This is a genomic window from Nocardia sp. JW2 (assembly GCF_051843015.1).
Lineage (GTDB): Bacteria > Actinomycetota > Actinomycetes > Mycobacteriales > Mycobacteriaceae > Nocardia > Nocardia coubleae.
The window spans coordinates 91058-106252 of sequence record NZ_JBPXLK010000005.1 but is presented as its reverse complement, the minus strand read 5'-3'; the positions used below and the strand labels follow the sequence as shown (position 1 = coordinate 106252).

General features: G+C 69.2%; 17 protein-coding genes. 16 read left to right on the top strand and 1 reads right to left on the bottom strand.

The window, feature by feature from the left end:
• Positions 1-18 precede the first annotated feature (18 nt).
• The 5 genes from ACSVDM_RS09815 (at position 19) to ACSVDM_RS09795 (ending at position 5503) form a co-directional block, all read left to right on the top strand.
• Positions 19-300, top strand: coding sequence for a glutaredoxin family protein (locus tag ACSVDM_RS09815; RefSeq protein ID WP_439264112.1), 282 nt, complete (start codon positions 19-21; stop codon positions 298-300).
• A 206-nt stretch (positions 301-506) separates the two neighbouring features.
• Positions 507-1451: a redox-sensing transcriptional repressor Rex gene (locus ACSVDM_RS09810; RefSeq protein ID WP_357148554.1), complete on the top strand. Its 945-nt coding sequence runs from the start codon at positions 507-509 to the stop codon at positions 1449-1451.
• Positions 1448-2842, top strand: a complete 1395-nt coding sequence (locus tag ACSVDM_RS09805; RefSeq protein WP_439264110.1) for a glutamyl-tRNA reductase — start codon at positions 1448-1450, stop codon at positions 2840-2842. Before ACSVDM_RS09810 ends, ACSVDM_RS09805 begins: the two co-directional genes overlap by 4 nt.
• A 58-nt stretch (positions 2843-2900) precedes the next feature.
• On the top strand, positions 2901-3935 hold the full coding sequence (gene hemC, locus ACSVDM_RS09800; RefSeq protein WP_067484929.1) for a hydroxymethylbilane synthase: 1035 nt from the start codon (positions 2901-2903) through the stop codon (positions 3933-3935).
• Positions 3932-5503: a uroporphyrinogen-III synthase gene (locus tag ACSVDM_RS09795; protein WP_067641909.1), complete on the top strand. Its 1572-nt coding sequence runs from the start codon at positions 3932-3934 to the stop codon at positions 5501-5503. Before hemC ends, ACSVDM_RS09795 begins: the two co-directional genes overlap by 4 nt.
• A gap of 56 nt (positions 5504-5559) precedes the next feature.
• Here the strand turns inward: ACSVDM_RS09795 and ACSVDM_RS09790 are convergent, their stop codons facing one another.
• The gene (locus ACSVDM_RS09790) at positions 5560-5841 is read right to left on the bottom strand and encodes a hypothetical protein (RefSeq protein WP_067485858.1); all 282 of its coding nucleotides are present in this window, start codon (positions 5839-5841) and stop codon (positions 5560-5562) included.
• Positions 5842-6082: 241 nt separating this feature from the next.
• On the opposite strand from ACSVDM_RS09790, the gene ACSVDM_RS09785 reads away from it, so the two are divergent.
• From ACSVDM_RS09785 to resB, 11 genes are all read left to right on the top strand, one after another.
• Positions 6083-7261, top strand: coding sequence for a serine hydrolase domain-containing protein (locus ACSVDM_RS09785; protein ID WP_439264107.1), 1179 nt, complete (start codon positions 6083-6085; stop codon positions 7259-7261).
• 42 nt (positions 7262-7303) lie between these two features.
• Positions 7304-8281: a porphobilinogen synthase gene (gene hemB / locus ACSVDM_RS09780; RefSeq protein ID WP_067484938.1), complete on the top strand. Its 978-nt coding sequence runs from the start codon at positions 7304-7306 to the stop codon at positions 8279-8281.
• Positions 8278-8790 (top strand): hypothetical protein, encoded by a 513-nt coding sequence (locus ACSVDM_RS09775; protein WP_439264105.1) that lies wholly within the window; start codon positions 8278-8280, stop codon positions 8788-8790. Before hemB ends, ACSVDM_RS09775 begins: the two co-directional genes overlap by 4 nt.
• A gap of 256 nt (positions 8791-9046) precedes the next feature.
• Positions 9047-9325, top strand: a complete 279-nt coding sequence (locus ACSVDM_RS09770; protein ID WP_439264103.1) for a hypothetical protein — start codon at positions 9047-9049, stop codon at positions 9323-9325.
• 84 nt (positions 9326-9409) lie between these two features.
• A complete protein-coding gene (locus ACSVDM_RS09765; protein WP_357148540.1) occupies positions 9410-9631 on the top strand; it encodes a hypothetical protein in 222 nt (73 codons plus the stop codon).
• Between the two features lie 164 nt (positions 9632-9795).
• A complete protein-coding gene (gene hemL, locus ACSVDM_RS09760) occupies positions 9796-11142 on the top strand; it encodes a glutamate-1-semialdehyde 2,1-aminomutase (protein WP_067641903.1) in 1347 nt (448 codons plus the stop codon).
• Entirely contained in the window at positions 11139-11870 is a 732-nt protein-coding gene (locus tag ACSVDM_RS09755) for a histidine phosphatase family protein (RefSeq protein WP_439264101.1), read from the top strand. Before hemL ends, ACSVDM_RS09755 begins: the two co-directional genes overlap by 4 nt.
• Positions 11867-12508 carry a TlpA disulfide reductase family protein gene (locus ACSVDM_RS09750; protein ID WP_067484954.1) on the top strand — a complete coding sequence of 214 codons (642 nt, stop codon included), beginning with the start codon at positions 11867-11869 and terminating at the stop codon, positions 12506-12508. The genes ACSVDM_RS09755 and ACSVDM_RS09750 overlap by 4 nt, the downstream gene beginning before the upstream one ends.
• 56 nt (positions 12509-12564) lie before the next feature.
• The gene (locus ACSVDM_RS09745; RefSeq protein ID WP_439264098.1) at positions 12565-12732 is read left to right on the top strand and encodes a hypothetical protein; all 168 of its coding nucleotides are present in this window, start codon (positions 12565-12567) and stop codon (positions 12730-12732) included.
• Positions 12732-13544, top strand: a complete 813-nt coding sequence (locus ACSVDM_RS09740) for a cytochrome c biogenesis CcdA family protein (protein WP_067484956.1) — start codon at positions 12732-12734, stop codon at positions 13542-13544. The genes ACSVDM_RS09745 and ACSVDM_RS09740 overlap by 1 nt, the downstream gene beginning before the upstream one ends.
• On the top strand, positions 13544-15169 hold the full coding sequence (resB, locus tag ACSVDM_RS09735) for a cytochrome c biogenesis protein ResB (RefSeq protein WP_439264096.1): 1626 nt from the start codon (positions 13544-13546) through the stop codon (positions 15167-15169). The genes ACSVDM_RS09740 and resB overlap by 1 nt, the downstream gene beginning before the upstream one ends.
• The last annotated feature ends 26 nt before the right edge of the window (positions 15170-15195 follow it).

The following is a 15195-nucleotide window of genomic DNA, read 5'->3' as shown; positions in this document are numbered from 1 at the left end:
GGGGATTAAATAAGAGCCATGACGAATCCCACACCAAGCGTGACCCTGTTGACGCGCGCCGGTTGCGGAATGTGCAGCATCGCACTCGCCCAGTTGGAGACCATCTGTGGTGATTTCGGTCTCCCGGTACAGACCGTCGATGTCGACGAAGCCGCGGCAACCGACCCGGCATTGCGTGCCGAATACGGCGATCGGCTCCCCGTTGTGCTGTTGGACGGCCGTGAACACAGCTATTTCGACGTCGACGAGCCACGTTTGCGGGCCGATCTGAGCCGTTTCGCTGGTCGCGAGCGAAAATGAGGCCAAATTCACCGACTTTGTGAACGCCTGCACAAGCGGTTACGGTGGTGGCACGCAATCCGCACCGCCGCCTTCAGCAGCGGTGGTGATCGGGTTTGTACGCCCCCCATGGCACCGGTCGCTGCCTCGAGACGCAGCGGCCCACAACCGGTGAAGCAACGACAGGTACCGGACCGCGATCAGGCCCGGAACGAGGAGCCGACGACGTGACAGAGCAGCACGAGACGCCGACAGGCGCCTCCGGCAAGGCTCTCGCGCGGGATATCCCGCAGGCCACGGTGACTCGTCTTGCTACCTATCTCCGAGTTCTGGCCGGCATGGCCGACTCCGGTGTTGCCATCGTATCGAGTGAGGAACTGGCTGTCGCGGCGGGTGTCAATTCGGCGAAGCTGCGCAAGGATCTTTCCTTCCTCGGACCCAACGGTGTGCGGGGTGTCGGCTATGACGTAGCCAAGTTGCGCACCAGGATCGAGGATGTGCTCGGTCTGTCGCAGGGACATCGGGTGGTGCTGATCGGTGCGGGCAACCTCGGCCGCGCCCTGGTCGGCTATGGCGGTTTCGGGGTACGCGGCTTCACCGTGGTCGGCATCTTCGACAACGACCCAGCGGTGATCGGTCAGTCGTACGCCGGTCTCGTCGTGCGCGATGTCGAGCTGCTCGTCGCCCAGATCCCCGCTCTCGCCCCCACGATCGCGCTGCTCGCGGTCCCCGACGAAGCCGCGCAGGACGTGTGCGACCGGCTCGTCGACGCCGGGGTGCTCTCGATCCTGAGTTTCGCCCCGTGCGAGCTGCGTGCGCCCGCGCACGTGCAGATCCGCCGGGTGGATCTGGCGATGGAACTGCAGATGCTGTCCTTCGACGCCGCCCGCAACGACGCGCCGCCGCTGCCCGAGGTCGCCCACGCGAGCTCGGGCCGGGTCGCGCGCCGGGTGCCGCCGCAGAACCATCCCGCCCTCAATCACCCCGCGCCGGTCGAACCGGCGCGCGGCAGGCCGCCGCGTCGCACCGCGCCGCATTCGGCCAACCCGCATGCGGCAACGCCAGCCAAGCACCCAGGGATCGGTGATCACCCCATGAGCGAGCGTCAGCGAGCGAACCAACAGGCAGGCGCGCGTGCGCGCGTGACCGAACCGGGCGAGGTGCAGTCATGAGCATTCTGCTTGTCGGGATCTCCCATCGCAGTGCCCCGGTTTCGGTGCTGGAGAAGGTGGCTGTCAGTGAGGCCGACCGGCCCAAACTGGTCGACCGCTTGCTCGAGTCGAGTCACGTGTCCGAGGCGATGATCGTCTCCACCTGCAACCGGGTGGAGGTGTACGCGGTGGTCGACGCCTTCCACGGCGGCCTCGACGTGGTGGGCGAGCTGCTCACCGAACACTCCGGGATGGCCTTCGCCGATCTCACCAGGCACGCCTACGTGCGCTACAGCGAGGCCGCCGCCGAGCACCTGTTCGCGGTGGCCAGCGGGCTCGACTCGATGGTCGTCGGCGAGCAGCAGGTGCTCAGCCAGATCCGCAGCGCCTACGCCAGTGCCGACAGCCAGCAGGCCGTCGGGCGCACCCTGCACGAGCTGGCCCAGCACGGGTTGCGCGTCGGCAAGCGGGTGCACGCCGAGACCGGGATCGACCGGGCCGGTGCCTCCGTGGTTTCGGTCGCGCTCGACCGGGCGCGCGGCGTGATCGGTGATCTCACCGGGCGCACCGCCGTGGTACTCGGCGCGGGTGCCATGGGTGGCCTTGCCGTGGCGCATCTTTCGCGGGCGAGCATCGGCCGCATCGTGGTGGTGAACCGCACGCTCGATCGCGCGCAGCGGCTCGCGGAGACCGGGCGGACCATGCACGGTGTCGACGCCGTCGCGGTGGAAACGAGCGGGCTCATCGACGCCATGGCAGGCGCCGACGTCGTCATCACCTGTACCGGCGCGGTCGGGGCCGTGGTGACCCTGGCCGACACCCACCGGGCCCTCGCGGGCCGGGCGAACACCGGTGCGGCCGAACGGCCGCTGGTGTTCTGCGACCTCGGCCTGCCCCGCGACGTGGAACACGCCGTGGCCGGGCTGCCGGGTGTCGTCGTGATCGACATCGAGTCGCTGCAGCGCGATCCGGCCGCGGGCGCCGCGGCCGACGACACCGCCGCCGCCCGCGCGATCGTCGCCGACGAACTCACCAAATACCTTGCCGGGCAACGCATGGCCGAGGTCACCCCCACGGTGGCCGCGCTGCGTCAGCGTGCCGCCGAGGTGGTCGAGGCCGAGCTGCTCCGCCTCGACTCGCGGTTGCCCGACCTGGCCGATCCGGCTCGCGACGAAGTGGCGCGCACCGTGCGCCGCGTCGTCGACAAGCTGCTGCACGCGCCGACGGTGCGGGTGAAGCAGCTGGCGTCCACGCCGGGCGGTGACAGCTACGCCGAGGCGCTGCGCGAGTTGTTCGAACTGAAACCCGGTGCGGTGCAAGCGGTTGCCGCGCCCATGGAGGTCGCCGCGGCCGAGCCCGCGCTGGCCGACGACTTCACCGCGGGACACCTCGGCGACGGGCAGTCGGCATGACCGCCCGCGCCGTGACACACAACCAGACGAAGCCCGGACGTGCGAAGAAGGGCACATCATGACCACGACAGTGCAGGAAGAGGACACCGTGACCGCAGGAAGCACTCGTGCGCCCTGGCGGATCGGCACGCGCGGCAGCCTGTTGGCGCTGACCCAGGCGGGTACCGTGCGCGACGCCCTGATCGCGGCGGGCCAGCCCGCCGAACTGGTCGTGATCAAAACTCCCGGCGATCTGTCGTCGGACCCGGTCCAGAAGATCGGCGTCGGCGTGTTCACCTCCGCACTGCGCGACGAGCTCGCTCTCGGCGGTATCGATATCGCTGTGCATTCGTACAAGGATCTGCCGACCGCGCAGGACCCGCGCTTCACCATCGCCGCGATCCCGCCCCGTGAGGACCCGCGCGATGCGCTGGTCGCCCGCGACGGGCTCGTGCTCGGTGAGCTGCCGGCGGGCGCGAAGGTCGGCACCTCCGCGCCGCGTCGTGCCGCGCAGTTGCGTGCGCTCGGACTCGGTCTCGACATCCTCCCGCTGCGCGGCAACATCGACTCCCGGCTGCGCAAGGTGAGCGAGGGCGAACTCGACGCCATCGTCATCGCCCGCGCCGGCCTGTGCCGGATCGGGCGCACCGAGGCCATCACCGAATCGCTGGAGCCGGTGCAGATGCTGCCCGCTCCCTCCCAGGGCGCGCTCGCGGTGGAGTGCCGTAGCGACGACCCGCAGCTGATCGAGGTGCTGTCCGGTCTGGACGACGCGCCGACCCGATACGCGGTGGAAGCCGAACGGGCGCTGCTCGGCGAACTGGAGGCCGGTTGCACCGCGCCGATCGGCGCGCTCGCCGAGGTCGTCGAGTCGATCGACGAGGACGGCCGGATCTTCGAGGAGCTGTCGCTGCGTGCCTGCGCTGCCGCGATCGACGGTTCCGATGTGTTGCGGGCTTCGATAGTCGGCGCGCCGGAGGACGCCGCCGAACTCGGGCGCACGCTGGCCCGCGAACTGCTCGACCTGGGTGCCCGCGCCCTGCTGAGCGTCGCCGATGAGCCCGCGCCCGCCACAGACTTCCCTAATTCCAGCCCGATGGAGAACAACCGATGAGCAGCCGAGCCACCAAGAAGCAACCCGGGCGGATCCTTTTCGTCGGATCCGGCCCCGGCGACCCGGCCCTGCTGACCGTGCGCGCCCGCGAGGTGCTCGAGCGGGCGACGCTGGCGTTCACCGATCCCGATGTGGACAAGGGTGTGCTCGCCCTCATCGGCGTGGCCGTGGAACCGGGCGAGGACGGCGAACGTCCGGTGGACGTGCGTCCGGCGCTCGGCGAACCCGCCGAGGTGGCCAAGACGCTGATCGCCGAGGCCCGCAACGGCCACGACGTGGTCCGCATCGTCACCGGCGACCCGCTGACGACCGATTCGGTGATCAACGAGGTCAACGCGGTCACCCGCTCGCACATGGTGTTCGAGGTGCTGCCCGGTCTGCCCAACGGTTCGGCGGTGCCGAGCTACGCCGGTATCGCGCTCGGCTCCGGACACACCGAGGCCGATGTGCGCGGGGAAGTGGACTGGGCCGCGCTGGCCGCCGCTCCCGGCCCGCTGGTGCTGCACGCCACCTCCGGCCACCTGGCCGAGACCGCGAGCGCGCTGGTGGAGCACGGGCTCGCGCCGCAGACCCCGGTGGCGGTGACCGTGCGTGGCACCACTCGTCAGCAGCGCACCATCGAGGCCACGCTCGCCTCGCTGAACAACGCCGCTTCCGAGCTGGTCGGCCCGCTGGTCGTCACGGTCGGTAAAGAGGTCGAGAAGCGCTCGAAGATGTCGTGGTGGGAGTCGCGGGCGCTGTACGGCTGGACCGTGCTCGTGCCGCGCACCAAGGATCAGGCCGGCGAGATGAGCGAACGGCTCGTCACCCACGGTGCCATTCCGATGGAAGTGCCGACCATCGCGGTCGAGCCGCCGCGCAGCCCCGCGCAGATGGAACGCGCGGTGAAGGGCCTGGTCGACGGCCGCTACCAGTGGGTGGTGTTCACCTCCACCAACGCGGTGCGCGCGGTGTGGGAGAAGTTCGCCGAGTTCGGTCTCGACGCGCGGGCGTTCTCCGGTGTGAAGATCGCCTGTGTGGGCGAGGCGACCGCCGAGAAGGTGCGCTCCTTCGGCATCAACCCCGAACTGGTGCCGAGCGGGGAACAGTCCTCGGAGGGCCTGCTCGCCGACTTCCCGCCCTACGACGACGTGTTCGACCCGGTGAACCGGGTGCTGCTGCCCCGCGCCGACATCGCCACCGAGACCCTCGCCGAGGGCCTGCGCGAACGCGGCTGGGAGATCGACGACGTCACCGCCTACCGCACGGTGCGTGCGTCGCCGCCGCCCGCGGAGACCCGCGAGATGATCAAGACCGGCGGTTTCGACGCGGTGCTGTTCACCTCGTCCTCCACGGTCCGCAATCTCGTCGGTATCGCGGGTAAGCCGCACGCGCGGACCATCGTGGCCTGTATCGGCCCGAAGACCGCCGAGACGGCGATCGAGTTCGGTCTGCGCGTGGACGTGCAGCCCGAGACCGCGCAGGTGGGCCCCCTGGTTGAGGCGCTGGCCGAGCACGCGTCGCGCCTGCGCGCCGAGGGTCTGTTGCCGCCGCCGCGTAAGAAGAGCCGCCGCAGCAGCAGCCGCTAGCCGTCGTAGATACCCCGAAAGCCCGCCCGTCACGGCGGGCTTTCGGCGTATCGGGGTCATCGGCTGTAGCGCAGCAGCGTGCGCACGAGCCGGCAGGTGGCATCCGACGGCGCGCGCAGGTCGATCTTCTCGGCGGTGCGCCGGATCGTGTCGTTGGTCGCTTGATTCGGCAGGTACACACCGGAATCGAGCAGGGCGATGGTCAGCCGCATGGCCTTGAGCCTGCGGTTGTGCGCGATGTACCAGCGGCGCGGACGGCCTGCTGGCAGCCGTTTCTTCTCCAGCGGGACGTAGGGCTCGGTGATGAAGGTCTTTCGTTGTGCGGCAATGGCGTTCATCGGCGTCCTCCCTCGCGAACGGATCGCGCTGTGTGCGGCGCGATCCTCGAACACGCTTTCGATTGTATCGGGAGGCACCGACAAGTTTCGCCGCTCGCTATCGGAAGTTGTTGTGCTGGTTTGCGATTGGAAGTTATCCACAGGTTTGCCGAGGGCGGTTGTGCGCGGTGCCGGAGGCGATTCGGCAATAGCTGTCGGACCGCTGTGGTCTAGTGGCATCACGCGAACGGGAGGAGATGCGATGACGCTCGACCCGATAGACCAACGCCTCGGCGCACACGTGGCGGCCGACGAGCTGCTCGGCCTGGCCTGGCTCGTCGACGATTCGAACACCGTGGCCACCGGTGCGATCGGTCATCTGGATGCCGCGCGCACGACGCCGGTGCGGACCGACACGATCTTCCGGATCTCCTCGATGACCAAACCGCTCACGGCCGTCGCGGCATCGATCCTGATCGAGGACGGCGTCATCGACCCCGCCGAACCAGTCGACCGCTTACTGCCCGAGCTCGCCGATCGGCAAGTGCTCACCCATCCGGCTGCCGAGATCACCGACACGGTCGCGGCACGACGGCCCATCACGATCGACGACCTGCTCACCTTCCGGCTCGGGTGGGGCATGGATTTCACCGACTTCTCGCCGAAGCCGTTCACCGCGGCCTGTGCCGAGCTGGGCCTCGGCGCCGGTCCGCCCACCCCGGCGGAGATGCCGCCGCCCGACATCTGGCTCGCCCGGCTCGGCACCCTGCCGTTGCAGTTCCAGCCGGGGGAGCGCTGGCTGTACCACGTCGGCTCGGCGATCCTCGGCATCCTGATCGCCAGGGCGGCGGGCACACCGCTGTCGCAGTTCCTGTCCGAACGGGTGCTCGACCCGCTCGATATGCCCGACACCGGATTCAGTGTCGCGCCCGGCCAGCTCGACCGCTTCGGCCCGCATTTCGTCCAGATCGACGGCGAGCGTGTGGTCTTCGATCCGGTCGACGGCCAGTGGATCAGCCCACCGGTGTTCGAAGGCGGCGGCGACGGACTTGTCTCCACCCTCGCCGATTTCCATCGTTTCGCGCGGATGCTGTCCGGCGGCGGTGAACTCGACGGAACGCGGATCCTGTCCGAACGGTCCGTCGCGGCCATCACCACCAACCATCTGACGGCCGAGCAAATCGCTCGCGGCGGCCCCGAGCCGGACGGCAGCGCCGGCTGGGGTTACGGCGTGGGGGTGCAACTGACCGACCGTCCCGACGGCCCCCGCGCAGGTGCCTACGGCTGGGCGGGCGGTCTCGGCTCGAGCTGGACCAACGACGGCCCGGTGACCGCGATCCTGCTCACCAACCAGATGTGGAATTCGGCCGGACCGCTACCGGTGTTCGCGACCTTCGAGCAGATTCTCGGCGAACGCAGCCGCCTGTCCGGCGGGGTATAGGCGCCGGTGCGGGCCGTATAGCGCAGGCGTATTCTGCGGGCTATGACCGCTTTCGACCGCCCGCGGCGGTTGCGCAGGACACCCGCATTGCGTCGGCTCGTCGCCGAAACCACGCTCGAGCCGCGCCACCTGGTGCTGCCGATGTTCGTGGCCGACGGGATCGACGAACCGCGCGCGATCAGCTCGATGCCCGGCGTGTACCAGCACTCGCTCGACTCGCTGCGCAAGGCCGCCGTCGAGGCGGTGACCGCCGGCGTGGGCGGTCTCATGCTGTTCGGGGTGCCGCTGCCCGAGGACAAGGACGCCACCGGCAGCCAGGCCAGTGACCCCGACGGCATCCTCAACCGCGGGTTGCGCGCGCTGGCCGAGGAGGTCGGTGACTCGACCGTCGTCATGGCCGACACCTGCCTCGACGAATTCACCGATCACGGCCACTGCGGCGTGATCGGGACCGACGGCGCCGTCGACAACGACGCCACCCTGCACCGCTACGTGGAGATGGCCCTCGCCCAGGCCGAGGCGGGCGCCGACCTGCTCGGTACCAGCGGCATGATGGACGGCCAGGTCGGCGCGATCCGGCGCGGCCTCGACGCTGTCGGCCGCACCGACACCGCGATCCTGGCCTATGCCGCCAAGTACGCCTCGGCGTTCTACGGCCCGTTCCGTGAGGCGGTCGGTTCGTCGCTCGAGGGCGACCGCCGCACCTACCAGCAGGACCCGGCCAACCGCCGTGAGTCGTTGCGCGAACTCGATCTCGACCTCGCCGAGGGCGCCGACATCGTGATGGTGAAGCCCGCGATGTCCTACCTCGACATCCTGCGCGACGTCGCCGACCGTTCGACCGTCCCGGTCGCGGCCTACCAGATCTCGGGCGAGTACGCGATGATCACCGCCGCCGCCGAGCGCGGCTGGATCGACCGCCGTGCCGCCGTGCTGGAATCGCTGGTCGGCATCCGGCGGGCGGGCGCGGACATCGTGCTCACCTACTGGGCGACCGAGGCCGCACACTGGCTGTCGTGATCGTTCCACCGAACAAACCGGAATCCCGTCCGATGCCCGAGGACGTGGGCACCGCCAAGCAGCTGTGGTTCGCCGTCGCTGCCCTCGGTGTGGTGTACACGGGCGCGAGCGTGGCCGCCATGACCGGGCAGCGCGACGAGCTCAGTAAGCAGTTCCTCGACGAGATGCACAAGAGCGACCCGAATATCCCCGCCTCGACCGTCGATCTGATGGTGACGGCCGCCTTCGTGCTCACCGCGATCGTCGGGGTGCTGCTGGCGGGCGTCACCGTCGCCATCGCCCATCAGCTGGGGCGCGGTAAGAACTGGGCGCGCACAGTGCTGACGGTGGTCGCGGTCTGGCTCGGGATCGGTGCCGTCGCCACCATGTTCAGCTTCTCCGGCGACACCGGTGTGGCCGCGATGGTGAGTGGCGGCACGTCCATCGTGCAGGGTGTGCTCGCCGTCGGCGCGGCGTACCTGTGTTTCCGACCGGACTCCGCCGGGTACTTCCAGACGAACCGGAGATGAACAACAGGTCCCATTGGCCGCTGACGCGCCGCCGTGTATCGTGAGGATTGTCACACAGTGGCAGTAATGGTGCTGCCAGGGGAGCGGAGGCAACGATGCGCGTGGTGATCGAGCAACCCCACAGTCTGCGGCGCGATTGTTTGGTGATCGGGCTGCTCGTGCTGCTCGGGCTGACCACCATCGCCCTCGTACTGCTACCCAGCGTCGTCTGACCCACAGCCCTGCGCTCGCTCGCGGCCCTGGCAGGATCGCACGCATGAAACGCTGGATCGTCGCGGTGTCGGTCGAACTCGGCCTGGCCGCCGTGTGCCTTGCCGGTGCCGTCGCCAGTTGGGGCAACGCCCGACGAAGTACCGAATTCGTCGGCAGCGATGAGCATTCCGGTTTCGAGGCCGTGCGGTACGTGCCGCCGATGCTGGCGTTGTCGACCGGGCTCGTGATCCTCGCCGGGTTGTTCCTGATCGACGCGGTCGCGCGAACCCTTTCGGCTCGCGAACGACGTGTAGCGTTGCGCGCCGCGGGTCCGATGGTCTGAGGGAAGTCGAATTCCGATGTGCGCGTTGGGATTCGAACACCCGATGCCGGGTCCGTCGAGGCGGGCCCACCAGGAGGAAACTCGATGACCAAGTTCACCGCAGGGATATTCGCCGTCGGCGCCGCAGTCGCCACGATCGCGCTCGCCGCGCCCGCTCAGGCCGAGGCCGGTCTGCCGCTCACCCCGATGGTCGCGGACCCCGCCGCGGGTGGCTTCGCCCCGGAGACCGGTTCGAGCGGCATCTACAACGGCATCATGTGTCAGCTGCACACCATCTCGGCCGACGTGCCCTGCATGTACACCTAGTACGTCTTCCGACGCCGACGTGCGCCGCGACCTGCTGTAGCCGGGCGCGGTAGCCGTCGGCATCGCGGCGTGTCGGGCGTGTCGTCGGTGGGTCGCTGCGGTCTGGGTCACTGTGCTCCACCCTGTCGTCCGGCGTGCCGAGGCGAGCTGAGACACTGGAATTCGTGAGTTCTTCTCCGCGCGCGACCACGGCCAGTTCGTCGCAGGTACCGATTTCCGCCCAGCTCTTCGAGCGGGCGGCTTCGGTGATCCCGGGTGGTGTCAATTCCCCGGTCCGTGCGTTCAATTCGGTCGGCGGCACGCCCCGGTTCATCTCCTCGGCCAACGGCTACACCCTCGTCGACGCCGACGGCAACGAGTACGTCGACCTGGTGTGTTCGTGGGGCCCGATGATCCTCGGACACGCCCACCCCGCCGTCGTCGAGGCGGTGCAGCGGGCCGCCACCGGCGGTCTGTCGTTCGGCGCTCCGACCGAGGCTGAGATCGAGCTCGCCGAGGCCATCGCCGCCCGCGTGGAACCCGTGGAGCGGGTGCGCCTGGTCAACTCCGGCACCGAGGCGACGATGAGCGCGGTCCGGCTGGCGCGCGGCTTCACCGGGCGCTCCAAGATCATCAAGTTCTCCGGCTGCTACCACGGCCACGTCGACGCCCTGCTGGCCGATGCGGGCTCGGGCGTGGCGACGCTCGGCCTGCCAACCTCGCCGGGTGTCACCGGTGCTCAGGCCGCCGACACCATCGTGCTGCCCTACAACGACCTCGCCGCCGTCGCCGCCGCCTTCGAAGCGCACTCCGGCCAGATCGCCTGCGTCATCACCGAAGCCGCCGCGGGCAACATGGGTGCCGTCGCCCCGCTGCCCGGTTTCAACGAGGGCCTGCGCACGCTCGCGCACGACAACGGCGCCCTGCTCGTCATGGACGAGGTCATGACCGGCTTCCGGGTGAGCGCCTCGGGTTGGTACGGCCGCGAAGGCGTGGCCGGTGACCTCTACACGTTCGGCAAGGTGATGAGCGGTGGCCTGCCCGCCGCCGCGTTCGGTGGCCGCGCCGAGATCATGAACAACCTCGCCCCCCTCGGCCCGGTCTATCAGGCGGGCACGCTGTCGGGTAACCCGGTCGCCGTCGCGGCGGGCCTGGCGACGCTGCGCGCGGCCGACGACGAGGTGTACGCGGCGCTCGACCGCAACGCCGATCGGCTCGGCGGCCTCTTCGCGAAAGCGCTCACCGAAGCCGGGGTGGAGCATCAGGTGCAGTTCGCAGGCAATATGGTGAGCGTGTTCTTCGCCGATCGCCCGGTCACCGACTATGCCGCCGCCAAGGCGAGTCAGACCTGGCGTTACCCCGCCTTCTTCCACGCCCTGCTCGACGCGGGTGTGTACGCGCCGCCGAGCGCGTTCGAGGCATGGTTCGTCTCCGCGGCGCTCGACGAGGACGCGTTCGACCGTATCGCCGCCGCTCTGCCCGCCGCCGCCCACGCGGCCGCGGCCGCCACCCCCGAAGGATCGCAAGCGTGAGCTCCGACCAGCCCGACGCACTCCCCACCCCCGTCGCCGACGAGGCGCCGAACCCGGCGCCCGCCGCCGCCCCGCCCGGTCTCGACCACGATCCGTCGAGCGTGGAAACCATCGTCCACGTACTGCGCCACGGCGAGGTGCACAACCCCAACGGCATCCTCTACGGCCGTCTGCCCGGTTTCAGCCTGTCGGTGACCGGTCGTTCGCAGGCCGCCGCGGTGGCCCGTTCGCTGTCCGACCACGACATCTCCCTGGTGATCGCGTCGCCGTTGCAGCGCGCACAGGAGACCGCCGCCCCGATCGCGGCCGCCCACGACCTCATCGTGCGTACCGACGAGAACCTGATCGAAGCGGGCAACACCTTCGAGGGCCTTCGCGTGTCGGTGGGTGACGGCGCGCTGCGCAAGCCGAGGCACTGGTGGAAGCTGCGCGACCCGTTCACCCCGTCGTGGGGCGAGCCCTACCTGCAGATCGCGCATCGCATGCTCGCCGCCGTGAACAAGGCGCGCGTCGAGGCCGCCGGCCACGAGGTGGTGCTGGTGTCGCATCAGCTGCCCGTGTGGACGCTGCGCCGTTTCCTGCAGGGTCAGCGCCTCTGGCACGACCCACGCAACCGCCAGTGCTCGCTCGCCTCGCTGACCTCGCTGGTCTACCACGGCGACACGCTGGTCGACATCGTCTACTCCGAGCCCGCCGGCGCGTCGGATCCGTCGGTTCACGGCGCATGAAGCTACGCACCGCATCGGGTAACGCCCGTGGCCATCGGCTGCGGGCGCTGACCGCCGTCCTGTCCGCCCTGCTGGTCGTCGTGGCCGCGGCGGGCTGTTCGACCGGTACCGATGCGGTGGCCACCGGCGGCGGCACGTTCGAATTCGTGTCGCCCGGTGGTAAGACTGATATCAGATACGATCCGCCCGCCACGCGCGGCACGATCGGTACGCTCGCGGGGCCCGATCTGATGAACGAGGGAAAGACCGTTTCGGTCGACGATTTCCCCGGTCAGGTCGTGGTCGTGAATCTGTGGGGACAGTGGTGCGGCCCGTGCCGCGCCGAGTCACCCGCGCTCGAGAAGGTGTACGCGGCGACCAAGGACAAGGGCGTCGCATTCCTGGGCATCAATGTGCGCGACCACCAGCGTGACAAAGCCCAGGACTTCGTAGTGGACAACAAGATCGCGTATCCGTCCATCTACGACCCGTCGATGCGAACCTTGCTCGCCCTCGGCGGAAATTTCCCAACCAGTGTTATCCCGACCACGTTGATCCTGGATCGTCAGCACCGGGTCGCCGCGGTCTTCCTTCGCTCGCTACTGGCCGAAGACCTGCAGCCCGTGGTCGAGCAACTCGCCCTCGAGGAGAAGCAGTGAGTCGTCGTCGTCCCGGAAATCTGACCGCGTGTCGCCCCCGCCAGGGTGCCCGCCGCATGGGAGCGGGGTGGACCGTCGATGATCGTTGGGCGGGCATCGCCACCGTCCCGCGCAGCGTCGCCGGTGCGGGCCTGTTCGAGTTCGGTCCGGTCGAGCCGGCCGAGACCGAGCGCACCCTGTCGTTGCCCCGCGACGAGCAGCGTGACGAGGACACCTCCGAGTGATGGTTCTTGCCGCAGTCGGGGACTCGTTCCAGCAGACCGCGGCATCGGGACCGTTGCTGTTGGCGCTGGGTGCCTGTCTGCTCGCGGGCCTGGTGTCGTTCGCTTCACCGTGTGTCGTGCCGCTCGTGCCCGGCTACCTGTCGTATCTGGCCGGCCTGGTCGGTGCCGAGGCGCCGCCTGCCTCGACCGCCCAGGTCGCCACGCTCACCGAGCAGCGCCGTAGCGCGAAGCTGCGGGTCGCCGGTGCCGCCGGGCTGTTCGTCGCCGGGTTCACGGTGGTGTTCGTGCTGGCCACGGCCACTGTTTTCGGCGTGATCCAGACGCTCAACGTCAACCGCGAACTGCTGCAGCGCATCGGTGGCGTGGTGACGATCCTGATGGGTCTGGTCTTCATCGGCCTGGTGCCCGCGTTGCAGCGCGATACGCGGATGGAACCGCGCCGGTTCACCAGCATCGTCGGTGCGCCCCTACTCGGCGGGGTGTTCGCGCTCGGCTGGACGCCGTGCCTCGGCCCGACGCTGTCGGGGGTGATGGCGGTGTCGGCAGGTACCGAGGGCACCACCGCCGCGCGCGGTGTGGCGCTGATTGTGGCGTATTGCCTCGGCCTCGGCTTGCCGTTCGTGGTGCTGGCCTTCGGGTCGGCGGGCGCGCTGCGCGGGGTGGGCTGGCTGCGGCGCAATTCGCGCACCATTCAGGTAATCGGGGGTGTTCTGCTCGTCGCCGTCGGCGTCGCGCTGGTCACGGGGGCTTGGGATCAGTTCGTCGGCTGGGTGCGTGACGGGTTCGTCTCCGAGGTGACCCTGCCGATCTGATGACTGACACACTGACTCCCCCCGCTGCCTCCGCCCCGCCCCGCCAGTCGCTTCCCGGTCGCGCCTGGGCGCTGGTCCGCAACACGTGGCGTGGCCTGACCAGCATGCGCACGGCGCTGGTCCTGCTGTTCCTGCTCGCCCTGGCCGCCATTCCCGGCGCACTGCTGCCGCAGCGCAGCCTGAACGCGCAGAAGGTCGACCAGTACATCGCCGACCGGCCGACGCTCGGCCCGTGGATGGACCGGTTCGAACTGTTCGACGTATTCGGCAGTTTCTGGTTCACCGCCATCTACGTGCTGCTGTTCATCTCGCTGGTCGGCTGCATCCTGCCCCGCTGCTGGGACCACTACAAAGCGCTGCGCACCCCGCCCGTCGCCGCCCCGCGCAACCTCGGGCGGTTGCCGCATCATTTCGACGAGACCGTCGACCGTGACGCCGACGCCGTGATCGAGCAGGCGCGCGAACAGTTGCGCGGCTGGCGTACCGAGGTTCGTCCGGGCAACCGCGACGGCGAGATGACGATCTCCGCCGAGAAGGGGTATCTGCGCGAATTCGGCAACCTCGTGTTCCATCTGTCGCTGGTTGGGCTGTTGGTCGCGATCGCGCTCGGCAAGCTGTTCGGGTACGAGGGCAATGTCATCGTGATCGCCAACGGTGGTCCCGGTTTCTGCACCACCTCGCCCGCGGTGTTCGACTCGTTCCGGGCGGGCAATGTCAACGACGGCACCGGGATGACCCCGCTGTGCGTGAAGGTCAAGGACTTCGAGGCCGATTACCTGCCCACCGGTCAGGCCGAGATGTTCACCTCGAACATCGACTACCAGGCGGGCGAGGACCTGACCACCGATACGTGGCGCAGCACCGAGCTGCGGGTGAATCACCCGTTGCGCGTCGCCGGTGATCGCGTCTACCTGCAGGGGCACGGTTTCGCGCCGACGTTCACCGTCACCTTCCCGAACGGGCAGACCCGCACCGAGACCATCCAGTGGCGGCCCGACGACGCCCAGACCTTCCTGTCCAGCGGTGTGCTGCGCATCGACCCGCCCGGCGGCATGTACGCCACCGAGGAGGAACGCCGCCAGAACCAGATCGCCATCGAAGGTCTCTTCGCGCCGACCGCGATGTTCCACGGCAGTCTGCTCACGTCGTCGTTTCCGAAGATGGACGATCCGGCCGTCGCGGTCGACATCTACCGGGGCAACACCGGCCTCGACACCGGGCGTTCGCAGTCGCTGTTCGCGCTGGACCCGGAGATGGTGAAGCAGGGGCGGCTCACCAAGGAAGCGCGCGTCAACCTGCGGCCCGGCGAGTCGACCACCCTGCCCAACGGCACCAAGGTGACCTTCGACGGCGCCGAGGAGTTCGTGAATTTGCAGGTCTCGCACGACCCCGCCCAGCAGTGGGTGTTGGTGAGCGCGCTGACCATGATGGCCGGTCTGCTGGTTTCGCTGCTGGTGAAACGACGCCGGATCTGGATCCGGGCGTACCCCGCCGACCCCGGGGCAGGTACCGTGGATCAACGACGAACCGTAGTAGAGATGGGCGGCCTCGCCAGAAGCGATCAAGCGGGCTGGGGCGGCGAATTCGATCGACTGCGGGCACGGTTGCTGGGAGCGGAGAAGTGATGCGGAGCGCACGCGACATCGAGGCG